Annotated in this window: 18 protein-coding genes and 1 tRNA gene; 8 read left to right on the top strand and 11 right to left on the bottom strand. The window is 43.6% G+C overall.

Features of this window, described 5'->3' with window-relative positions; all coding sequences use genetic code 11:
- Window positions 1-176: 176 nt before the first annotated feature.
- The 4 genes from dcuC to AB4371_RS16305 all read right to left on the bottom strand — a co-directional run bounded on the left by dcuC (window position 177) and on the right by AB4371_RS16305 (window position 3,335).
- Entirely contained in the window at window positions 177-1,544 is a 1,368-nt protein-coding gene (dcuC, locus tag AB4371_RS16320) for an anaerobic C4-dicarboxylate transporter DcuC (protein WP_372150340.1), read from the bottom strand.
- Between the two features lie 377 nt (window positions 1,545-1,921).
- The gene (locus AB4371_RS16315; protein WP_133151380.1) at window positions 1,922-2,173 is read right to left on the bottom strand and encodes a hypothetical protein; all 252 of its coding nucleotides are present in this window, start codon (window positions 2,171-2,173) and stop codon (window positions 1,922-1,924) included.
- Between the two features lie 23 nt (window positions 2,174-2,196).
- The gene (locus AB4371_RS16310) at window positions 2,197-2,397 is read right to left on the bottom strand and encodes a hypothetical protein (protein WP_372150372.1); all 201 of its coding nucleotides are present in this window, start codon (window positions 2,395-2,397) and stop codon (window positions 2,197-2,199) included.
- 215 nt (window positions 2,398-2,612) lie between these two features.
- Complete coding sequence (locus tag AB4371_RS16305; RefSeq protein ID WP_017070592.1) at window positions 2,613-3,335, bottom strand: GntR family transcriptional regulator; 723 nt, start codon at window positions 3,333-3,335, stop codon at window positions 2,613-2,615.
- 317 nt (window positions 3,336-3,652) lie between these two features.
- Between AB4371_RS16305 and mngA the strand changes: the two genes are divergently transcribed.
- The 4 genes from mngA (at window position 3,653) to manA (ending at window position 10,866) form a co-directional block, all read left to right on the top strand.
- Entirely contained in the window at window positions 3,653-5,587 is a 1,935-nt protein-coding gene (gene mngA / locus AB4371_RS16300) for a PTS 2-O-a-mannosyl-D-glycerate transporter subunit IIABC (protein WP_102320777.1), read from the top strand.
- A gap of 237 nt (window positions 5,588-5,824) precedes the next feature.
- Complete coding sequence (mngB, locus tag AB4371_RS16295; protein WP_372150339.1) at window positions 5,825-8,464, top strand: mannosylglycerate hydrolase; 2,640 nt, start codon at window positions 5,825-5,827, stop codon at window positions 8,462-8,464.
- Window positions 8,465-8,509: 45 nt separating this feature from the next.
- Window positions 8,510-9,676 (top strand): glycerate kinase, encoded by a 1,167-nt coding sequence (locus tag AB4371_RS16290; RefSeq protein WP_372150338.1) that lies wholly within the window; start codon window positions 8,510-8,512, stop codon window positions 9,674-9,676.
- Window positions 9,677-9,678: 2 nt separating this feature from the next.
- The gene (gene manA / locus AB4371_RS16285) at window positions 9,679-10,866 is read left to right on the top strand and encodes a mannose-6-phosphate isomerase, class I (protein ID WP_017070588.1); all 1,188 of its coding nucleotides are present in this window, start codon (window positions 9,679-9,681) and stop codon (window positions 10,864-10,866) included.
- A 230-nt stretch (window positions 10,867-11,096) separates the two neighbouring features.
- Here manA and AB4371_RS16280 read toward each other — a convergent pair whose 3' ends face one another.
- Together AB4371_RS16280 and AB4371_RS16275 are read right to left on the bottom strand one after the other, a co-directional pair.
- Window positions 11,097-11,387, bottom strand: coding sequence for a putative quinol monooxygenase (locus AB4371_RS16280; protein WP_017062602.1), 291 nt, complete (start codon window positions 11,385-11,387; stop codon window positions 11,097-11,099).
- A gap of 239 nt (window positions 11,388-11,626) precedes the next feature.
- On the bottom strand, window positions 11,627-12,769 hold the full coding sequence (locus AB4371_RS16275) for an acyl-CoA desaturase (RefSeq protein ID WP_372150337.1): 1,143 nt from the start codon (window positions 12,767-12,769) through the stop codon (window positions 11,627-11,629).
- Between the two features lie 167 nt (window positions 12,770-12,936).
- Here AB4371_RS16275 and AB4371_RS16270 point away from each other — a divergent pair, with 167 nt between their 5' ends.
- A complete protein-coding gene (locus tag AB4371_RS16270; RefSeq protein WP_048613495.1) occupies window positions 12,937-13,482 on the top strand; it encodes a GNAT family N-acetyltransferase in 546 nt (181 codons plus the stop codon).
- Between the two features lie 168 nt (window positions 13,483-13,650).
- Here AB4371_RS16270 and AB4371_RS16265 read toward each other — a convergent pair whose 3' ends face one another.
- The 5 genes from AB4371_RS16265 to AB4371_RS16245 all read right to left on the bottom strand — a co-directional run bounded on the left by AB4371_RS16265 (window position 13,651) and on the right by AB4371_RS16245 (window position 18,024).
- The gene (locus AB4371_RS16265; RefSeq protein WP_372150336.1) at window positions 13,651-14,676 is read right to left on the bottom strand and encodes a GGDEF domain-containing protein; all 1,026 of its coding nucleotides are present in this window, start codon (window positions 14,674-14,676) and stop codon (window positions 13,651-13,653) included.
- A gap of 282 nt (window positions 14,677-14,958) precedes the next feature.
- A complete protein-coding gene (gene ylqF / locus AB4371_RS16260; RefSeq protein ID WP_372150335.1) occupies window positions 14,959-15,894 on the bottom strand; it encodes a ribosome biogenesis GTPase YlqF in 936 nt (311 codons plus the stop codon).
- Between the two features lie 167 nt (window positions 15,895-16,061).
- Complete coding sequence (locus AB4371_RS16255) at window positions 16,062-16,376, bottom strand: cytochrome c (RefSeq protein ID WP_017069125.1); 315 nt, start codon at window positions 16,374-16,376, stop codon at window positions 16,062-16,064.
- 88 nt (window positions 16,377-16,464) lie between these two features.
- Window positions 16,465-17,469 carry a low-specificity L-threonine aldolase gene (gene ltaE / locus AB4371_RS16250; RefSeq protein WP_372150334.1) on the bottom strand — a complete coding sequence of 335 codons (1,005 nt, stop codon included), beginning with the start codon at window positions 17,467-17,469 and terminating at the stop codon, window positions 16,465-16,467.
- A gap of 39 nt (window positions 17,470-17,508) precedes the next feature.
- Window positions 17,509-18,024 carry an NUDIX hydrolase gene (locus AB4371_RS16245; RefSeq protein WP_065584641.1) on the bottom strand — a complete coding sequence of 172 codons (516 nt, stop codon included), beginning with the start codon at window positions 18,022-18,024 and terminating at the stop codon, window positions 17,509-17,511.
- A 288-nt stretch (window positions 18,025-18,312) separates the two neighbouring features.
- On the opposite strand from AB4371_RS16245, the gene AB4371_RS16240 reads away from it, so the two are divergent.
- From AB4371_RS16240 to AB4371_RS16230, 3 genes are all read left to right on the top strand, one after another.
- Window positions 18,313-19,968: an ATPase RavA domain-containing protein gene (locus AB4371_RS16240; RefSeq protein ID WP_372150333.1), complete on the top strand. Its 1,656-nt coding sequence runs from the start codon at window positions 18,313-18,315 to the stop codon at window positions 19,966-19,968.
- An 11-nt stretch (window positions 19,969-19,979) separates the two neighbouring features.
- The gene (viaA, locus tag AB4371_RS16235) at window positions 19,980-21,425 is read left to right on the top strand and encodes an ATPase RavA stimulator ViaA (RefSeq protein ID WP_372150332.1); all 1,446 of its coding nucleotides are present in this window, start codon (window positions 19,980-19,982) and stop codon (window positions 21,423-21,425) included.
- Between the two features lie 199 nt (window positions 21,426-21,624).
- Window positions 21,625-21,698, top strand: a tRNA-Cys gene (locus AB4371_RS16230).
- Window positions 21,699-21,751: the final 53 nt, after the last annotated feature.

The raw sequence follows: 21,751 nt of genomic DNA, 5'->3' as shown, positions 1-21,751 counted from the left end.
TTCAAGCCTGACTGTTTATACATTTTGTACATGTCTCGATAGTTTTAACGATGTTGAGAAAGTGACATTAAAAAAGGCGCTGAACTTATTAAGTTCAGCGCCTTTTTGTTTACGCATTTTATATTCAGTATTGGTGTTCGTTTGTTCTTCGTTCTTTGAGATTAGAAACTTAAGGCTTACGCCGACATTGGAACCAATACAAGCGTACCGAAGATAACCGTAATAAGACCACAGATTACGGGTACAGACGTACGTTTTACGACTTCAAATGGGCTGATTTTACCCATACCAGAAGTCGCTACGATTACGCCAGATACTGGTGAAATTGTACGACCTAGGTTCGATGCTTGAAGCATTGGGATGATTAGGAACGCTGGGTTCAAGCCCATTTTCGCCGCTAATGATGGAGCCAGTTCTACGAATGCATAGAAAGGTGCATTACCTGAACCTGTCGCAATTGCCGCAGCAACCGTTAGACCTGTGAGGATAAGCATCAATGCGATGCCGCCTGCGCCTGCAGATTCGGCAAGACCGATTAGGTTATCAATTGCACCGATAGACATTAGACCTTGAGCAAATACGCCCGCCGCAACCAACAGCATTACCACGCCTTTGAACGCGTCAGCCATGCCTTGGTAGCAAGAGTCTAGATCTTCTAGTGTTTTCTCGCCGTCAAACTTCTTAACAACGTAATCGATAACTGCGCCTACGAAGATAGAACCTACCACAATAGTGCAGATATCAAGTGAAAGCCCTGGAATCGTACGACCGTTGAATAGGAAAACGCCGATGATAGGTAGGAATGGAAGTGCAGCGTAGAAAGCCGGCGCCGTTGTTTCGATTTCAGAAACGTCTACTTTTTCCATTGGTGTGTTTTCTTTCTTATCTAGGTATTTGTTCCAGAAGAAAGCCGCACCCGCCATCACGATGATCGCACAGATAGAAACAGGCAGTACCGTTTGAACAGCAAACACATCAAGAGACATGCCTGATTTTTCTGCCGCGATAACCACATCACCAGACGTTGGTGAAAGAATGATGGCTGCAGGTGACGCACAAACTGCAACTGCCGCTGGGCGAGAAATACCCATTGCCGTCATCATTGGGAATAGGGTTGCCATCAATAGCACACCAAGACCCGTTGCAGAACTTACTGCTAGAGACATCAGACACGCTACGATGTAAGCCGCAACAAGAAGTACATAGGGAGATTTGATCGCAGCAAGCGGTTTAGAGAACTGTTTCACTACCACGTTGTTAGCACCAATGTGCGTCATGTAAGAAGCAAAACCACAAAGAAGCATGATTTGCATGCCTAGGCCGCCCCCGCGGTACTGAAGCATGTATTTAACAAATTCTAGTGAGTCGGTAACCATGTTACCTGTTGAAGCTACCTTAGCTGGTAAGACTGTGTGACCAATAAGGCCGGTGATAAGAAGTAGGGCAAGGCCAGCAGTTAGTAATACACCCGCCGCTTTATAGCCTTTTACAATAAAGTAACCAACAGCAATAGTAATCACTAATCCGATCAAGAGCTCTAACATAGAAATCTCCACAAAGTTTAAAAAATATAAGAAAGTGTTTCAGAATATGACAATGAATGTACAGAAAACTGCACTGTGGCACGAGGCATAGTTGAGGTTGATATGATCTAAGACAAACATTTTTTTCGATGTTAATTGTGGTTGTAAATCGTGAATAACTACTGTTGTTTAGATGTTAATAAACAAATTTTGTGGCTTGTTAGAATATAACTTGGATCACCTTTGATTGTTCTATTTGCATATGGTGGTGTTATTTTATAAATCGCGAGTATTTTTTGTACTTTGGAAGGAAACGTGTAACGAAGTGGGTATTTATCGGAGTAAAGAGGTGAGAATCTTAGCTTTTAAGCTTACTTACATTTAAAGATTACTTATGTTTAACGCCTACTTACTTCCCATAAGTAAGCGCTAAAACACAAGTTATAATAAGGCGATTCTTCAGCTTCTTCGTTTAACTCAGAACCTTCATTTAATACGACTTCGTCCTCGAGTACCACTTCTTCAACTTCTTCTGCGAATAGGGGCATAGAGAAAGCGATTAGAACTAAAGGTAGCTTTGGTAGGAATCGTGTGTATGAAATTGTATTTGCTAATGGGTGCGATGTTCGTGAGATAGTGTGTTTCGACATAATAGTTTTGTATATAAAGTGATTTAACACGACGAACTAAGTGTTAGTCTGATGAGTAGACAGTGATCGAATCGAACCGTTGGCATTGCTGGCGCAGGTTCCATAGCCATCGACTCCCAATTCATTTTTGGGGTCGGAATGGTATGCACGGATTGGATTAAGTGGAGGTGCTGATTGAATAAGCTCACTTCACTTACAGCGTCCTCAAGTTGTTTGGTATTCATCTACATTCCTGTCGACTGTTGTTCTTGTAATTTGGCGCTTAGTTTATGTTCAAAGCGCCAGAACAGTATTTAAATGAATGTGAATGATCTTTCGTGAGGTTACTTGATATTGGTTTAGGAATATTTGGAGTGGTTGAAAGCAGTGTGATGAGTAGGGAATGCGCACCAATACAGAGAACAGGCGTCCTCTGTGTTGGCTATATGCGGTGCTAGATTCAGCCTGATCTTTGGCGTCTGGCGACCAAAGTAAATCGGTAATCGTTAGACGTGAAGTAGTTACGGCTGTATTCAAACACCGTGTTATTGGCGAGGTAACCGCGAGTACGTTTTTCAATGATAGGCTGAGCTGGGTCAATACCTAACTGTTTAGCAACGTCTTCAGGCGGAAGAATCGGTACCAATTCCTGCTCACTTCGATCAATCACCATGCCTTTGGTGTTCTCAATAAAGTCGTATTTTGATGTCTGCATCACTTGATAGGTGAGATCTGGGAATAGGGCAACAGGTAACCAAGTTTCTTCAACCGTGATTGGATTGTTGTCTATGAAACGAACACGTTTTACGTAGAAAACCAATTCGCCTTCTTTGATATCTAAATGTTCAGACATCGCCAAAGAACACGGCTTCATTTCGAAGGCCAGAACTTCACTGTGTGTAACCACATCCAAATGCGCCCACTTTTCTTGAAAGCTCGACTGTTTGTAGATGTCGTAATTGATCTTGTTCTCTTTGACGTAAGTACCACTACCTTGAACGCTTTCCAGCTCATCGTTTTCGATCAGTAGTTTCAGCGCCTGTCTAACCGTTACACGACTTACCGAGAATACTTCACGCAATTGCGCTTCCGTTGGGAGTGCTTCTCCAACTTTATATTCACCAGAACTGATCTTTTCTCTTATTGCATCGGCGATTTGGCGATACATAGGGAGTCTTGCCATTTTTGCCTCATTTGTGCGCTAGGACAACTAGACTTTGATTAACAACCTGTACCTTAAATACGTAAATTTGCTCTATATAAGCTTTGCTTTAAAGGTTAGTGTGAGCATCGTATCGGCGTTTTGTAGTACATATAATACAAATTAAACGATACATAACAAGCTTTCTTAAAGGATTTACCAATACATTTTAAATACAAATTAAATACAAATATGTATTGATGAGATCGTGATCACGGATTAAATGTCTTGAGGTTGTATTATTCATCTCGTCGACAGGGACGACTGTCGTACTAATCCGTGACTATGGGACAAAGGTTATGAAACTTACTACTCTAACGAATAAGTCGCTCGTAAATCTGCAAACTACGTTTAGCAGTCGAGAAGAAGCGATTTACGCACTTGCTGACCAACTGAATCAGCAAGGTAAACTGCACAACAAACAAGAGTATCTTGATGCAGTATTTGCTCGTGAAGAGCAAGGCCCGACAGCGCTTGGCGAAGGCCTAGCAGTACCGCACGGCAAGACTGACGCGGTTAAAGAAGCTGGTTTCGCTGTTGCAACATTGAAAGAAGACATGAAATGGAAAGGCCTAGATGAAGACGAAGATGTGAATCTTATCTTCCTAATTGCCATTCCAAATGCAGAAGCGGGTTCTACCCACATGCACCTGCTGACCGAACTGACAACCACATTGGTTGATGACGATGTTCGTGAAGCAGTATTAAAAGCAACAACCGCTGATGAAATCTTCGCGCTTCTTGATGGCGATAATCAGCAAGAAGAAAAACAAGACAACTTAGATACAAATGCGCCGACAATTGTATGTGTTACTGCTTGCCCTGCAGGCATTGCTCACACCTATATGGCGGCAGAATACCTAGAAAAAGCCGGCAAAAAGCTTGGCTACAAGGTTCATGTTGAAAAGCAGGGCGCAAACGGTATTGAAGATCGCTTAACTGCGGAACAACTTAATAATGCTGTAGCGTGTGTGTTTGCTGCTGAAGTGGCGATTAAAGAATCTGAGCGCTTTAACGGCATTCCTCGTATTGAAACGCCAGTCGCAGAACCGATTAAACACGGTGAGCGCATTTTAAACGAAGCGATCGAAGAGTCGAAAAAAGGCAACGGTGCAGAGCGTAAAGTAGCTACTGATGATAAACCGAAGAAACTGCCACTGAAAACTGAGCTCAAACAAGCACTGCTTTCTGGTATTTCTTACGCAGTTCCTCTTATCGTTGCTGGTGGTACTGTTCTTGCGGTTGCTGTTCTTATCGCGCAAATTTTTGACCTGCAAGAGCTCTATGCAACAAAAGATTCTTGGCTATGGATGTATCGCAAACTAGGTGGCGGCCTACTGGGTACATTGATGGTGCCAGTACTGGCAGCTTACACAGCTTACTCATTAGCAGATAAACCGGCACTTGGTCCTGGTTTTGCCGCAGGTATTGCAGCAAACATCATTGGCTCTGGTTTCCTAGGCGGTGTTGTTGGTGGTTTGATTGCGGGTTACGTGATGCGTTGGGTAAAAGAGCATGTTCGCTTAGGCCCTGCATTTAACGGCTTCCTTACTTTCTACCTTTATCCGGTGATCGGTACTTTGGTGGCAGGTAGCTTGATGCTGTTTGTTATCGGTAAACCTGTAGCGTTCCTAAACCAAGGTCTAACGGACTGGTTGAACGGTATGTCAGGCACCAATGCGCTGTTATTGGGTGCGATTCTTGGTCTGTTTGTATCATTCGACTTAGGTGGTCCGGTAAACAAAGCCGCTTACGCATTCTGTTTAGGTGCAATGGCGAACGGTGTTTATGGCCCATACGCAATCTTTGGTTCAGTAAAAATGGTATCGGCGTTCACCGTAACGGCTTCAACCATGATTGCTCCACGCCTATTCAAAGACTTTGAGATTGAAACCGGTAAATCAACTTGGCTACTTGGCTTAGCGGGTATTACTGAAGGTGCAATCCCAATGGCGATTGAAGATCCAATCCGTGTAATCGGTTCATTCCTACTAGGCTCTGTGGTTACAGGCGCGATGGTTGGTGCGGCAGGTATTGGTCTATCGACTCCGGGCGCAGGTATCTTCTCTATCTTCTTGTTACACGATTCTGGTTTGGGCGCATTCTCTGCTGCGGCAATCTGGTTCGGTGCTGCGATTGTCGGCACAGTAATTTCAACCATTACTCTTCTGATGTGGCGTGGTCACGCTGTAAAAAAGGGTAAGTTTGAAGCAAGCACTGCAACACAGAACTAACTGAATTTTGAGTTAGCTCCTAACTCACTGTGAAATCAATATATAAAAAATAATAAACAACTTGGCTGTCCTAAATACCTGTGCTCCTAACGGTTTTATTCACACAGATTCTGGGCGTGGTTTTCTGCACCCTAAATTTAGTGGCAGCCAATTTTAACCCCTTGAAAAACTTTAATTTAGTCGTATTCGAGTTCGAATTTTAGATTTACTCGAAGCGACACATTTAGGTAAATGATTATGACTACATCACGCGTACATATTACTCCACACATGCACTGGGATCGTGAATGGTATTTCACAACAGAAGAGTCTCGTATTCTTCTAGTGAACAACATGGAAGAAATCATGAACCGTCTGGAGAGTGATCCAGAATACAAATACTACGTTCTAGATGGTCAAACCGCCGTTCTAGAAGACTACTTTGCGATCAAACCAGAGAACACAGAACGCGTAAAAGCATTGGTTGAAGCGGGCAAGCTTATTATTGGCCCTTGGTATTCTCAAACCGACACAATGCAAGTTTCTGGTGAGTCAATTGTACGTAACATGATGTATGGCATTCGTGACTGTATGAAATTTGGCGATGCAATGAAGATTGGTTACCTACCAGATTCATTCAGCATGAGTTCTCAACTGCCGATGATCTACAACGGCTTTGACATTACACGTGCAATGTTCTGGCGTGGTTGTTCAGAGCGTCATGGCACGAATAAAACAGAATTCTTATGGCAATCAAACGATGGCAGTGAAGTTACGGCACAAGTGCTTCCGCTAGGTTACGCAATTGGCAAATACCTTCCACAAGACGAAGAAGGCTTGCGTGCTCGTTTAGATAAGTACTTCCCCGTGCTAGAAAAGCCATCGGTAACGAAAGACATTTTGCTGCCGAATGGCCATGACCAAATGCCGATTCAAAAAGACATCTTTGAAGTAATGGACAAACTTCGCGAAATCTACCCAGATCGCGAATTCTCAATGAGTCGCTTTGAAGAGGTGTTCGAAAAAGTAGAAGCGGCACGCGACCAACTCGACACAATCAAAGGCGAATTCAACGACGGTAAATACATGCGTGTTCACCGTACGATCTCTTCTACGCGTATGGACATCAAACTGATCCACGCAGAAATCGAAAACAAGATTGTAAACATCTTGGAGCCTCTAGCGTCTATCGCTTGGACATTAGGCTTCGAATACCACCATGGTTTGATTGAGAAAATGTGGAAAGAGAGCATGAAGAACCACGCTCATGACTCGATTGGCTGCTGCTGTTCTGACAAGGTTCACGCTGAAATCCTAAACCGTTACATCCTTGCGGACGACATGGCGACCAACCTGATTCATTTCTACAAGCGTAAGATTGTTGACCACATGCCAGATCGCGAAGGTTGCGACAAACTGGCGATGTTCAACCTTTCTCCATACGAGCGTGAAGAAGTGGTTAACACCACTATTACTATCCGTGCTCAAGAGTTCTCTATCTTTGATGAAAACGAAAACCTAGTTGAGTACTTCATCCAAGACAAGCGCCAAATTGACCCGGGTAAAGTAGACCGTCAAATCGTTCACTACGGTAACTACGACCCGTTCATGGAGTTTGATATTCAAATCAAACGCATTGTGCCAGCGATGGGCTTCACCACGTTACACATCCAAGGTAACGAGAAGGGTGCAGTAAAAGTTGCAGAACAAAAAGACTACTTACTAGAGAACGAGTACTACCGAATCAATGTAAACGACAATGGTACTCTGACTATTTTCGATAAAGAGACAGAGCAAGTGTTCGACCAAGTACTTCGTTTGGAAGATGGTTCTGATGACGGCGATGAGTACGATTACTCTCCATCTCGTCAAGAATGGTTACTGTACTCAGACGAGTTCCCGGTCGAAACATCGATTGACCACCAAGGCTTCCAATCGGTAGCGAACATCGCTTTCCTAATGAACGTACCTGCAAACCTTGCAGAGCGTGAAGAACGCACGGGTCAAAATGGATTCGTTGAAGCGCAATGCCAAGTGGTATTGAAGCAAGGTTCTCGCCGCATTGAAGTACGTATGGAGCTAGACAACCAAGCCGACGACCACCGTGTACGTGTGCTAGTACCAACGCCATTCGTTTCTGAAACTGTGGTTGCGGATAACCAGTTCGGTTGTATTACTCGACCAACCAATGACCCAGCAATGGCGGTTTGGGAAGAAGAGAAGTGGAAAGAAGCACCGGTTCCGGTTTACCAACTGATGAACTTCGCTGCATTAGAAAACGGCAAAGCGGGTATGGCTATTATGTCGAATGGTCTGCGTGAATTTGAAGTGATTGCATCTAAAGGTGACGAAAATAGAGATACCTTCGCACTGACACTATTCCGTGGTATTGGCGTGTTGGGTAAAGAAGAGCTATTGCTTCGTCCGGGGCGTCCTTCTGGTATCAAGATCCCGACCCCAGATTCACAAGTGCGCGGCAAATTAGTGTGTGAATTCACACTGTGTGGCTTCTCTGGTAACCATATTGACGCGAACATCATGGCGCAAGCACGTGACAATGTCACTCTAATCGAATGCTACAACAAGATCCCTTACAACGCGATGAAGCTCAACGTGGGTGAGCAGAACCTACCGATGAGTTTTAGCCTTCTGTCTAAGCAACAATCAGGCGCGGTGTTGAGTGTGCTGAAGAAAGCGGAAGACGAAGATGCACTGATCATGCGTGTCTACAACCCGGCAGAATCGGGTTCAGTATCGGATTCAATCTCTTTTACTCAAGCGGTTTCAAGCTGGAAAGAGACAAGCATGGACGAGCGCGTACGCGAAGGTGATGTAGCATCTGAAGAGTTCGGCCAGATAGCACCTTGCCAAGCAAAAACATTCCAAATCAAATTCTAATTTCGATAACCCGCTCACCTTGGTGGGCGGGAATGGTGAACGACAATGAAAATTGTAATTGCCCCTGATTCATTTAAAGAATCACTCGACGCTCATCAAGTTGCGTCTTGCATTGAGCGTGGATTTGCCGATGTTTTCCCTTACGCAGAGTTTGTGAAAATGCCACTCGCCGATGGCGGAGAAGGCACGGTAGACGTGTTGCTAGAGGCGCTCAATGGTAAGAAGCGACGGCTGCACACGACGGATCCAATCGGGCGTGAATGTACGGCTTATTGGGCTTCGCTGGAACAGACTGTTGATGGCGCCAACGTAAAAACTGCCTTGGTGGAATTTGCTCAAGCATCGGGTTTAGACCTATTAACCGTAGAAGAAAGAGCACCGTTAACCGCATCTTCGTTTGGTACTGGGCTATTGATCAAAGATGCACTAGATCAAGGTGTTGAACAAATCATTATTGGTTTGGGCGGCAGCGCAACCAATGATGCAGGTGCTGGCATCTTACAAGCGTTGGGAGGCAAGTTATTAGACAAGCAAGGCAACGAGCTATCTGGTGGCGGCGCCGAATTAAGCCGGTTAGCAAGCATCGATCTTGAAGGACTGCACACTAGATGCAAAGAAGTGACGTTCGTGGTCGCGTGTGATGTGAATAATCCATTATGTGGCGAAAGCGGAGCCAGTACTGTGTTTGGTCCGCAAAAAGGCGCATCAAAAGCTCAAGTTGAACAACTTGATACTGCGATCGGGCACTTTGCCGATATCGCTCAAGCACATACGGGTACTAATCATCGCGACACAGCTGGATTTGGTGCTGCTGGTGGTACACCTCTGGGGTTAAGTCTTGCATTCAATATCCAAATTAAAGCGGGTATTGAGATGGTATTAGATGCCTTGGATGCAGATAAGGTTCTTGAAGGTGCTTCACTGGTCGTGACCGGAGAGGGGCAGATGGACAACCAAACCCTGCAAGGTAAAACACCTTTCGGCATCGCTCAGCGAGCTCAAAAGTTGAGTATTCCAACCATTGGAATTGCGGGCTCTTTGGGGCAAGACGTTGAAAAACTTTACGGCTCAATGTCTAGCTTATTTGGAACCGTACGTTCACCTCAGTCTTTAGACCAAGTTTTATCAGAAGCGAATCAAAACCTGACTCGCACTGCCCGTAATATCGCCGCCACGCTCAAGCTTGGTAGCCAGATTTTTAATGAGAAGTAATTATGTCTCTATTTAAACTCGACAACGTTATTCAAAACTACGCATGGGGAAGCAAAGACTCCATTAACCAATTGTTTGGTATTGTGAACCCAAACCAGGAACCTCAAGCAGAAATTTGGATGGGTGCTCATCCAAATGGTTGTTCAAAGGTAGGCGATACCGGTGAATCGCTTTCTCACATGATTGATGAAAACAAAATCGATGTCTTAGGCGGATACACGGCGGCTCGTTTCGGTGAATTGCCTTTCTTGTTTAAGGTGTTGGCCGCTGAAACACCGTTATCGATTCAGGTTCACCCGAACAAGCGAAAATCAGAATTAGGTTTTGAGCGTGAGAATGCACTTGGTATCCCTTTGAATGCGTCTAATCGCAACTACAAAGATCCAAACCATAAACCTGAGTTGGTTTATGCGTTGACCTTCTACAAAGCGATGAATGGCTTTCGTCCAATCGACGACATTATTGCCTTGTTCGAAGAAGCGGATATTCCTTCGTTAGCGATTGAGCTTAATGTACTAAAAGCCAATGCCGACAGTGATTCTTTGAAGTCGTTCTTTAGCGCCATTATGTCTCTTGAAGGTGACCGCAAAGCGTCTGCGCTTAATGAGCTTTATGCTGCACATGCGCGACCAGCCAAAACGGTCATGGGGCGTGAAGCTCTTCAATACAGCATCGAATTCAAACAGCATTATCCAGGTGATATTGGCTTATTTGCGCCATTAATGCTTAACACGGTTGAGCTGGCGCCCGGTGAAGCGATGTTCCTGTTCGCAGAAACCCCACATGCTTATGTTCAAGGTACGGGTTTAGAGATTATGGCAAACTCAGACAATGTGCTGCGTGCCGGTCTCACTCCCAAATATATCGATGTCCCTGAGCTTATCGACAACACAATCTTTGAGCCGATTAAGCCAGAAGATATCCGCCTTAAGCCTGTATTGAAAGAGGGCAAGATGAGTTATCCGATTCCAGTGGATGACTTTGGCTTTGATATCTTGTCTGCGACTGATGAGAGCAAGTCACAGTATCTACGTAGCGCGGAGATCTTGTTCTGTGTGGAAGGAGAGGCGACCGTCACTTCAGAAGGGCGGTCAGTTTCTCTTAAGCCCGGAGAATCGGTCTTTGTAAGTAGTAATTCAAGTGTTTACCAATATCAAGGGAATGGCATTTTGGCTCGTGCTTTTAACTAGTGCCCCGTGCTAGCGATCAGCAAAAGAAATGTTAGAGTGCCACTGTAAAGTGGTACTCAATATTGGATTGATGGTTGTTACCTATCTGTCTTTGACAGTCATGATTATTGACCATACCCGCTACTCTGGCGGGTTTTTTCATTATTAGAATGAGCAGATATAAGCTTGTAGAAAAGACAAACCCTGCGATCAGAGCAGGGCTTTTTATTGAATTAGTACTGAGTGACTGGTTAGGCAATGTGCGTCATTTTATTAAGCACAAAGGTTTCAATACAACCTTCAGTCGCAGCCATGTAGTCAGCGATGTGTTGGCTCGCTAAGTGTTTCTCTAGATGAACTTCAGACTCCCAGTTCTCATGAAAAACGAAGTGAGCAGGGTTACTGTTATCTTGGTGCAGATCGTAGTTAATACAGCCGTCTTCAACACGGGTTTTATCGATCAATTTAATCATCTCAGCTTTTACAAGCTCAGTTTTGTCTTCTTTAGAGACGATCGTTGCAATAATAGTCAGTTTGCTCATTTTCAATTCCTTCGCTTTAAACTCGGTAAGTTTAAGTAATATAAGTATAAATTCAGAATGAAGAAAGAGTTCTGAAATCCAATAACTATGGTTCTTACCATCCACAATTCAAACTCGAGAGCATAGGGCCAGAGCCGAGTAGGTTATGCTTATTAAAAAAAGCCCTCATAGCAATATGAGGGCTTTTGAATAAGAATCAAACTGTGTTGTTACTGGGGTGTTAAGCGTACTGTTTTAGCTTAAGCATATTGCTCCACTGTCATTGCCCAATTTCTCTTTTGTTGTTCAAAATTCATTTTGATCTGCTGGTATCGAACTTTAAGTACTGAATGCTCGTACTTTTTCACGACGTCTTCACGTTTGCTTTCAAGTAGCTGCTTTTTAACTTCATAGTACTCATTCATATTTGATACAAGTGCATCGAACTCTTCCTGAAGCTTGTCTGCTATTTGTTGCTTGTCGGCACGGTGCATGATCTTTTGCTGCGTGCGTTTCAATAGCATTGATGCTTCCGCTTTTTCAATACGAGCTTGAGGCGTTTTCTTAAGTTTACTTGCTAGACCCATCAATGAAGCGCTTTTAATCAACCATTTAGTGGGATCGTATTGCCACCAGTAAATGCCGTTACGGTAGTCGTTCTCAAAGATGTGGTGGAAGTTATGGTAGCCTTCGCCAAAAGTGAGTACTGCTAACACACCGTTATCACGGGCCGTGTTTTTATCGGTAAAAGGTTGGCTACCCCAGATGTGAGCAAGGGAGTTAATGAAGAATGTTGTGTGGTGATTAAGTACCAAACGAACTGCACCTACGATTAACAACATGCCAATTACGTCACCGTAAATAACACCTAAAGCGATAGGAACACCGAAATTCATTAGTAATGCCAACAGAACATAGTGCTTGTGCTGCCACATAACAATCTTGTCTTTTTTAAGGTCACGGCAGTTTTCGTAGTTTTCGTACATTGAAGTGCTGTAATTACGAATCATCCAGCCAATGTGTGAGTACCAAAATCCACGTTTTGCAGAGTATGGGTCTTTGTCGTTGTTATCGACATGCTTGTGGTGAACGCGGTGATCAGAAGACCAGTGTAGCGCGCTGTTCTGCAAGGCAAATGCACCACCTAGTGCAAACAGGAATCTTAGGCTTGAATGCGCTTCAAACGCTTTGTGTGACCATAAGCGGTGATAACCCGTCGTGATTGAAAGGTTACAGAACGTAAAGCAGATTGCTAGCCATATCCAGTGCTCCATACCATAGCCAAAAAAGTAGCCATAAACGGGAGCCGCTACAACAGCAAGCAGCATACTAAAAGAGAACACAAAAATATTGAGCCAGATTAATGGCGGCTTTTTTGTAGATTGTTTGTCGGCACTATTCATTAGCAAATTTCCAATTGGGCTTACATCTGTGCGCTAGAATATCAGCGTACACGTGTAAGTCAATATTGAAAGTGTAAACGTGTATTAGTATGTTTTGCTTAAATATTGTATAAAGGTAGTGTGAAATGTAGTAGCAAGTCATAAATGGAAGTACTAAGGGCTAATAAATGGAAATTAAGGTAGCTGAATATAAAGATTATGAGCGGATTGCCCAATTACACGCGGATAGCTGGAAGCTATATTACCGTGGCATTCTTGCTGATGATTACTTAGAAAATGATGTTTTGGAGGACAGATCTGTTATTTGGCAGACTCGTTTGATTAACCCTCCTTTCAACCAACATGTTTTATTGCTTGAAGAAGGTGGTTTACTGGTTGGTTTCGTCTGTGCGTTTGGTAATCACAACTTTGAGCGTGGCACGTTCATTGATGCGTTACACGTAGACAATAATTATCGCGGTCGAGGTGTAGGTAAGCGCTTATTGTCTGAATTATCGAAGTGGTTGCAGCAATACTATTCGGACTCAGGGCTTTACTTAGAGGTGATGTCTGAGAACCATCAAGCGATAGCTTTTTATGAAGCGATTGGTGGTAAAGAAGAACTAGAGCAAGTTTGGAACGCACCATGCGGCAGCCAAGTGAATGAGAAAGTGATTTCTTGGAACTCTCCCGTTGAACTTGAACAGAAAACAGCGAGCGTTGTGTATTCTTAGTCGATTCTTGTTGAGTACTGTTTTTTTGCTGAGTAGCAGATTCTTATCGAAGCTAATTTAAAGCAGAAGAACAAAGACAAAAGCCCCGAGCATTAAATTGTTCGGGGCTTTTTTGTGTGAATTGGTGGTCATTAAATGAATCGCTAAGGCGCGTGAAATACTGGGTAATTAGTCACACCATGTGATCTTATTTCTTCCGCCTTTCTTCGAAATGTAGAGTGCTTGGTCGGCGTCGTCGATAAGCTGCTCGACAGAACCAAGGGCTTGAGGGGCATGTTTCACACCGATTGAAATTGTTACTTCTAATCTAAGGCGAGTAGGGGATTCTAAAAGGGAATTAACGAGCGATTCAATTGAAGCCTCGTTTTCTCCTTGGACCATCACCAAAAACTCTTCACCGCCGTATCGAAAGCAGTTACTGCTGGTCGGTAGTCGTTTTTGAATCTCATCGGCCAGTTCTTTAATCACCATGTCGCCCATTTGATGACCGTAGGTGTCGTTAATCGATTTGAAATGATCAATATCTATCATGATCGATGTAATGGATCGCTGACGGTTTATGCTCGGTTCTATCACCTGATGAAGGTAAAGGCGGTTGTAGCAGCCCGTTAGTGCGTCTTGATAGGAAAGGGCCTCAAACATATTGGATTGTTTGCGAAGCTGAATCGCTTGTTTGCGCAGTTGCTCGGATTGAGCGAAACGTTTGTGTACTTCCAGGTCACGTCTAATACAGGCCGCTGAGATTAGGATGTAAGCCGAGATATAAACGGAAATTGTTTCTATTTCATGTTTTGGCTCTGCTTCATAAAGCAGTGGTGCAAGGCCGATGAGATAAGCCAAAAAGATAAACGACAGCGTAGAGATACTGTATTTGGCTGACAGTCGTGAAAACGTACCAATGTAGATCATGACTAAAATGATACCGCCTTGGTAGTCGAAGTTGTTCAACTCAATGGCGAGCCGACCGACATAAACTAGGAAAAGCGAGCTAATTACAAGGAAGGCACTTTCTACGAGTTCCAAAACGTTGGGTTTGTTTGTAATACAGTATCTGGCGGCGGCCATCATCAATAAAAAAAGTATGACTCGGAAAATGATAGGCGTAATGCACTCGCTACCAAAGTGGATGTAGTCGGTGACGATAAAAGCACAGAATATTGAGATAGGGATGTAGATGAAATTTATGTACGGCAAATAAATTTCATTATCGAAATAGGTTTTAAATCTTTGATTCTTGAACCCAGAATAAGAGCGCATTGAGAAATTAGCCGAGATTGATACACAATAATTTGCTTAGTATGTCACAGTCTTTGGGATTGTAAACGACCATTTCTATAGATTTGTCAGTATGTTAGCTAGATCAACAAACGGTAGCGGGCAATATTCACGCTCTATTATCGATAGAGCGTGAATATCTAGAGGCTGGTGTAACAGTGGTAAACAGAAATTAAAGCAGATTATAAAAACTAATCGCGATTAACGCTTGTTCTTCAGGTAACGCTTACGACGCTCTTCTTTTTTCTTAATCTGTTGTTCCGCTTTCAGCGCAGCCGCTTCTTCAACTTCGATCAGCTCTTGTGTGATCATTTCTGGCAACTCAAGCGTTACCTTACCTAAAGTGCCATTACGCAATTCGTGAAGCAGGATTTCTGAACATTTGTGAATGTCGATATGACCACCGGCACGAAGTGCACCACGCTTACGGCCAATCGCTTCTATCAGTTCGATGTCAGACTCAGGCAGCTCTTCAATTTGGTAGCGCTCTTGCAAAAGGTTAGGGTACTGTTTTGCTAGGTACTCTACTGTGTAAAATGCCACTTCATCGTATTCCATTGCTGTATCTTTTACAGCACCTGTTGCAGCCAAGCGGAAGCCACTGTGTGGGTTTTCTACTTTAGGCCAAAGGATTCCTGGAGTATCTGAAAGGATCACGCCATTTTGCAGATTGATACGTTGTTGGCGACGAGTTACCGCAGGTTGGTTACCAGTAACCGCAATCGTACGTCCAGCCAAGCAGTTGATGATGGTCGATTTACCCACGTTCGGGATGCCCATGATCATTGTACGAATGTTTTTGCCCATCTGTTCACGGTGCGGTGCCAGTTTACGTACCAGCTCCATAACGTGGTTAACTTCTTCTTTTACGCTAGTCGTAATCGCAATCGCTTTAACGCCTTGCTCCTTCTCGAAGTGCTCAATCCAACGTTGAGTCAGTTCAGGATCTGCAAGGTCACGCTTGTTCAGCACTTTTACACAAGGCTTATCGCCGCGCAGTGAAGAGATCATTGGGTTTTCACTACTGAACGGGATACGAGCGTCCAGTACTTCGATGATCACATCAACTTGTGGGATAACTTCTTCGATTTCTTTGCGGGCTTTATGCATGTGACCCGGAAACCATTGAATAGACATAGAGATAAACCTTGATAAATATATTTGCTGCACATTGTAAGGGTTGGATGATACGTGTAAAGGTATATCTATCCCGACCTTCAATGAGCTCAGTGAGTTTGCTTGAAGTATAGGCGACTTGGTGATGTTTATTTAGCTGATGATTGACCTATTGAAGGTGGGAGCCGCTAATCTTGTAAAGCGTAAAAAGCCGCTATGTCTTTCAAATCTTGATCGTTAAGCTTACTTAGTTGCGCTCGCATCATATCCGCGTAATCGCCCTGCCTATCTCCGGTTTGATACGCTTTCATTGTATTAAAGAGATAGGTTGGATCTTGGCCAGAAAGCTTAGGATAGGAGTTATTAGTCGATTGACTGGTAGGGTTATGACAAAAAACGCAGCTTGGTGATTTAACTTTACCTAGTTCAGCGTCGCCAAAATCAGAGGCATGAAGGTTAGAGGAAAGAGCTAGTAATATTAGAGCGAAGGTTGGGTAATGCACGTTTTTACTCCGATAAAAACATGATTATAAAGCTTCCCCTAAGAGGAAGCTCAAGTCTTATTTGTTCTGGGTGAACATTTAGTATGGCTTAAAGCGCATTTTCCAACTTAGTTAGGAAAGTAGCGATGTCTTCTGAACTGATATCTCTATGAGTAACAAATCGAACAGGGTTCCCTGGTGACATCGTAATGCCTTGTTCGCCCAGTTCGCGTGCGATTTGGTTGATATCCACAGACTCATCTAACTTAGCAAATACAATGTTAGTTTGAATGAAATCAGGGTTAACAGAAAAACCTTCTAGTTTGCTTAAACCAATCGCTAGATTTTTTGCGTTCTCGTGGTCAGCTTTAAGTTGAGTAACGTTCTCTGTTAAAGCCATTTTTCCCGCTGCGGCAAGAATACCTGCTTGGCGCATACCGCCACCGACCATTTTACGTAGTCGACGTGCTTTTGCGATGTATTCTTTGTTGCCAAGAAGTAATGAACCGATAGGAGCGCCTAAACCTTTCGATAAGCAAATCGTCATAGAATCGAAATGTTGTGCGATCTCTTTGATGTGTACATCTAATGCGACTGCTGCGTTATAGACGCGCGCGCCATCTAGGTGCATTTGAAGTCTGTGTTGGTTTACGAACTCACGTGCTTCCGCTAGATAAGACATTGGCAGGACTTTACCATTGATCGTGTTTTCTAAACTAAGAAGCTTGGTACGAGCAAAGTGGCTGTCGTCGGGCTTAATCGCAGCGGCAAGCTTTTTAAAGTCTAAAGTACCGTCTGGGTTATTCTCGATTGGTTGAGGTTGGATAGAACCAAGGACCGCAGCGCCGCCAGCTTCGTATTTGTAGTTGTGCGCCTGCTGGCCACACAGATATTCATCACCACGCTCACAATGCGCCATTAAGCCAAGAAGGTTGGCTTGTGTACCTGAAGAGGTAAACATTGCCGCTTCAAAGCCTGTCTCATTTGCTGCCCACTGTTCTAGTTCGTTGACGGTTGGGTCATCGCCATAAACATCATCGCCCACTTCTGCGTTTGCCATTGCGTCACGCATGGCTTGTGAGGGTTTAGTTACGGTATCAGAACGAAAGTCCATGTTTCTCTCCTAGAGTACTTTAGGTAGTCATATAATTGGCTATAGATGGCCGCATAGTTGGGCTTTACTTAAACAAGCGATAGTTTTGGTATCGGTAATTTGATCGTGTCGTATTTTGTCGTGCAGTTCTTCTAGACTCAGTTCGATCACCTCTATGACTTCATCTTCGTCGCATTTAAAGCGGGTAGTGAGGCTTAAGTCTTTGGCGACGAACAAATGCTGAATCTCATCACAGAATCCAGCTAAAGGGGTAACTTGTCCTAAGCTTTGAAAAGAAGTTGCACTGTAACCTGTTTCTTCTTCCAACTCTCGCTGGGCACATTCAAGAGGTGTCTCACCAATTTCCATGGTGCCAGCCGGTAATTCTAAAAGCCATTTTTTAAGAGAAGGGCGAAACTGGTTAATGAGGATGATTTTTCCAGACGAAGTGATAGGAAGAATAACTGCCGCGCCGGGGTGGTTTATTGTTGTATGTTTTACCACGACGTTCGTAGGGAGCGTCACGTTCTCTTCTATGAGAGAAATACTTTTCCATTGATGGATAACTTTACTCATGCAGTCTGGCCACATTCCTTGCCAATTTTTCGGATAACTGAAGACGTGCACCACCATAACGTCTATGGTGTCGAAAATAAAAGAAAAATTAGGCTTAGCAATAGATTTAATTTCACGCCGTTCGTGATGTTACTCTCATAATTGGAATCTATGATTGCGCCAAAATTACCGACGTAACCATCTGATATAAATGCAACTCAATAATAAAATGCACTTGTAACAAGGTGCTAACAAATGTATAAAAACAATTCTACACTCTCAACTATTCAAAGATTTTCGGAGTAACGCATGAACCCTTCTATTTCTTCACATGCTGACAAGGCGCTACTCTCTGAAAGAATCAATAAATTAGCGCATGCTCTGTCTGATGGTGTCTACGAAAGAGAAGACACCATTAAGCTTTGTTTACTGGCTGCTTTGGCTGGTGAAAGCGTGTTTCTATTAGGCCCTCCGGGCATCGCAAAAAGCCTTATCGCGAAACGTCTCATTCAGGCTTTTGATAACAGCAGCTATTTCGAATATTTGATGACTCGTTTCTCTACTCCCGAGGAAGTGTTCGGCCCACTAAGTATCCAAGAATTAAAAGACAACGGTCGTTACGTAAGACTAACCGAAGGCTACCTACCAACTGCACAAGTCGTCTTCCTCGATGAGATCTGGAAAGCCGGCCCTGCAATCCTAAACACGCTACTTACTGTCGTTAACGAAAAGACTTTCAAAAACGGCAGTGATATTGAACGTGTACCGATGCGTCTACTAGTATCGGCATCCAACGAACTTCCAGATGAAGACAGCGGCTTGGAAGCACTTTATGACCGTATGTTGGTACGCGTGTTCGTGAACCGTATTCAAAACAAACAAAACTTCAAATCGATGCTGACGACGGGTACTTCTCAAGAAGCGGTAATTCCAAAAGGTTTGGCGATTACGGACATTGAATACCATCAATGGCAGAAAGAGCTCGATAAGCTGGAACTGACAGACAATTCGTTTGATAAGTTGTTTGAACTAAAAACCATGCTTGAAGAGACGGTTAAGAAGCAAGGCTCTGCTTCAGAGTCAGAATTGTATGTATCAGACAGACGCTGGAAGAAGGCCGTTAAACTATTGAAAGCGAGTGCGTTCTTCAGTGGTCGCGATAGCGTGAACCCGCTGGATATTATGCTTCTGCAAGATTGTTTGTGGCATAGCCCAGAATCACGTGATGTGGTTCGTAGCGTGGTGAAAGACTTTGCATTGAACCGAGCGTTTGATCAACAAGAGTCGAAAGCTCAAATTGAAATGTCTCGTGAAGAGTTAGAAGAGATTCAAGACGATGTTGAATCAACGTTGTCGGTGTCACTTTCTATGGAGTCAACTAGTGGCTTGTTGCGTAAAGATGTTTACCAGAATGACATCAAGAACGCGAAAATGTACAGCGTGGGCAGTGCTTACAATCTAGTGAAACTGGTTATGCTGCAAAGCAACATGTCGGTTTCTGAATCTGAGAAAGGCGATAGCCGTTGGGTATACGTAGCCAAAGACGATTTTGATCGTGTTCTTAAAGAAGGTCACGGTGATATTTACGGTTACGTAAACGAAAATAAAAACCTATGCCGTTTAAAACTCGACTTGGATGCATCAAACCAATTAGTGATTAAAGACATCGCCAATCGCTCTGTATTGGTGAGTGTGGTTACTACTGACGGTTTAGACCAAGAACTGTACAACAAGTGGTTGAGTGGCGCTGAGAAAGCCTTAGAACAGTTAACTGAAGCTGAATTCAAGTTAAAACGCGTTCGTACTGAATTCCATGATGCATTACCTCATAACTATATTGACCCTGATTTACCAAAAGCGATGGAAGCAAGTTTGCAAGCGGTAACGCAAGATCTTGAAACAACCAAAGTGAAGAGCAGTAAGATTGCTCAGCGTATTAAGTTTATGAGCCAGTACTTCGAGTAAGGGGAGAGCATATGTTAGGAGCAGACGGCTTAAACCTCGCTTTGATGGTGGCTGATTCAGGAATCATTGATACCGCGATGAATGATCTCATCGCTCGTTCTCAAGTCATGATGGCTGCAGAGAACAAAGGTGTGAAGACATCAGTGAAAAACCACTTAGTGAAATGGCGTGGTAAAGTAAAAAAACGCGTCACTAAAGTGTGTGAAACTGATCGATTCCAAGAGGAAATCGCCCTTTACCAAGAAGTGATTTACTGGGATGAACCTCAGTTCTTTGATGAGATTGACAGCGTTATCAAAAAGCTGGAGTGGCACTCAGCGTTTTATCTACAAGCTCGACGCCTTATGGAGAACAACAAGGGTGTTTATAACGCGATGTTTCCACACTACTTTTGCGACCAATGGTACCAATCACTTTCTGATGCGATTAAACAAGCTCAAGTAACTGAACTTGAAACAAGCAAAGAAAAAGTCTTAGCCGATCTTTATCAGCGCATGGAAACCATGAAAAACATGGATAAAGTGACTGAGTCGGGTGATGAAGGCAGTGTAGGGCGCTTGTGGGACATGGCTTCTGCCAAATTAAGCAAAACAGACCTTACCATCATGAAACGTCATGCTGAGTTCTTGAATAAGCACAAGGGCTTGCAAGAGATCGCTGAAAAGCTAGGCCGTATGGCTGGTGAGGAAGATGATCCTTCGCTACACAAAGCCCCTGTAGAAGAATTGCAGGTGGTTGAAGAGAAAAGCGATGAAGCGGTCGATGATATTGTCGGGATTCATGAAAGTGATGACCTTAACAAGATGCTGCCAAACGAAACCATGTTCTTAGCTTATCCTGAACTTGAGGTTATCTTTTACAAGCACTTGGCCGACAAGCGTTTACTGAGCTATCGCTCGCAAGGTAAATCACGCACGTTACGCAAAGTGAAGGCGCAAAAACCAGATAGCAAGAACATCGATATTGAAAAGGGCCCGTTTATAGTCTGTGTGGACGCTTCGGGTTCTATGAGTGGTTTCCCTGAGCAGTCTGCTAAAGCAATGGCTTATGCCTTAATGCAAATTGCTCTTGCAGAAGAGAGAGACTGTTATGTGATTCTTTTTTCTTCTGAGCAGATTACCTATGAGTTAACAAGGCAAGATGGCCTACGTGAAGCGAGCGACTTCTTAAGTTACTCATTCCACGGCGGTACGGATTTGGAACCTGTTCTCATGAAGTCGATTGACCTAATGACTGGTGATAAATACAAGAATGCCGATTTAATCGTACTTTCTGACTTTATTGCGCCGAAACAATCAGACGAAATGATTGCTCAGGTTAAAAAGTTGAAAGAACACAAAAACCGTTTCCATGCGGTTAGTCTTTCTAAGTATGGCAACCCTCAACTTATGACTATGTTTGACCACTGCTGGGCGTATCATCCGAGTCTTGTCGGTCGTTTTATGAAGAATTGGTAGCGCTAGAACATCTTGTTTAACTCGATTTTGCTGTGTGTTTTTTGATTAAAGAGATCGAACATGCAGCAATTTGATTTAAATGTCAGCAAACGGAATTTAAATTCACTTTTTTGTTTGACTATCTCCCCTCAATCCGTAAAGTAGGCACCCGAACACAGCGGTGCGGCTTACTTAAGTCCCTAAAGTGTTGAATTAAAAAGGCGCCTTGGCAGAGTGGCTATGCAGCGGATTGCAAATCCGTGGACCTCGGTTCGACTCCGGGAGGCGCCTCCATTCTTTTTCTTAGCTTGATAAGTTAAGAGATATTAAGAATGAAAATGCGATAC

The sequence above is a fragment of the Vibrio sp. 10N.261.51.A3 genome (assembly GCF_041471965.1).
Lineage (GTDB): Bacteria > Pseudomonadota > Gammaproteobacteria > Enterobacterales > Vibrionaceae > Vibrio > Vibrio crassostreae_C.
The sequence above is the reverse complement of the archived record's forward strand: the minus strand, read 5'-3'. Positions and strand labels throughout refer to the sequence as shown.

Excerpts from the sequence above, each read along its gene's own strand:
- dcuC (WP_372150340.1), bottom strand. The coding sequence starts at position 1,544 with ATGTTAGAGCTCTTGATCGGATTAGTGATTACTATTGCTGTTGGTTAC.
- AB4371_RS16315 (WP_133151380.1), bottom strand. The coding sequence starts at position 2,173 with ATGTCGAAACACACTATCTCACGAACATCGCACCCATTAGCAAATACA.
- AB4371_RS16310 (WP_372150372.1), bottom strand. The coding sequence starts at position 2,397 with ATGAATACCAAACAACTTGAGGACGCTGTAAGTGAAGTGAGCTTATTC.
- AB4371_RS16305 (WP_017070592.1), bottom strand. The coding sequence starts at position 3,335 with ATGGCAAGACTCCCTATGTATCGCCAAATCGCCGATGCAATAAGAGAA.
- mngA (WP_102320777.1), top strand. The coding sequence starts at position 3,653 with ATGAAACTTACTACTCTAACGAATAAGTCGCTCGTAAATCTGCAAACT.
- mngB (WP_372150339.1), top strand. The coding sequence starts at position 5,825 with ATGACTACATCACGCGTACATATTACTCCACACATGCACTGGGATCGT.
- AB4371_RS16290 (WP_372150338.1), top strand. The coding sequence starts at position 8,510 with ATGAAAATTGTAATTGCCCCTGATTCATTTAAAGAATCACTCGACGCT.
- manA (WP_017070588.1), top strand. The coding sequence starts at position 9,679 with ATGTCTCTATTTAAACTCGACAACGTTATTCAAAACTACGCATGGGGA.
- AB4371_RS16280 (WP_017062602.1), bottom strand. The coding sequence starts at position 11,387 with ATGAGCAAACTGACTATTATTGCAACGATCGTCTCTAAAGAAGACAAA.
- AB4371_RS16275 (WP_372150337.1), bottom strand. The coding sequence starts at position 12,769 with ATGAATAGTGCCGACAAACAATCTACAAAAAAGCCGCCATTAATCTGG.
- AB4371_RS16270 (WP_048613495.1), top strand. The coding sequence starts at position 12,937 with ATGGAAATTAAGGTAGCTGAATATAAAGATTATGAGCGGATTGCCCAA.
- ylqF (WP_372150335.1), bottom strand. The coding sequence starts at position 15,894 with ATGTCTATTCAATGGTTTCCGGGTCACATGCATAAAGCCCGCAAAGAA.
- ltaE (WP_372150334.1), bottom strand. The coding sequence starts at position 17,469 with ATGGACTTTCGTTCTGATACCGTAACTAAACCCTCACAAGCCATGCGT.
- AB4371_RS16245 (WP_065584641.1), bottom strand. The coding sequence starts at position 18,024 with ATGAGTAAAGTTATCCATCAATGGAAAAGTATTTCTCTCATAGAAGAG.
- AB4371_RS16240 (WP_372150333.1), top strand. The coding sequence starts at position 18,313 with ATGAACCCTTCTATTTCTTCACATGCTGACAAGGCGCTACTCTCTGAA.
- viaA (WP_372150332.1), top strand. The coding sequence starts at position 19,980 with ATGTTAGGAGCAGACGGCTTAAACCTCGCTTTGATGGTGGCTGATTCA.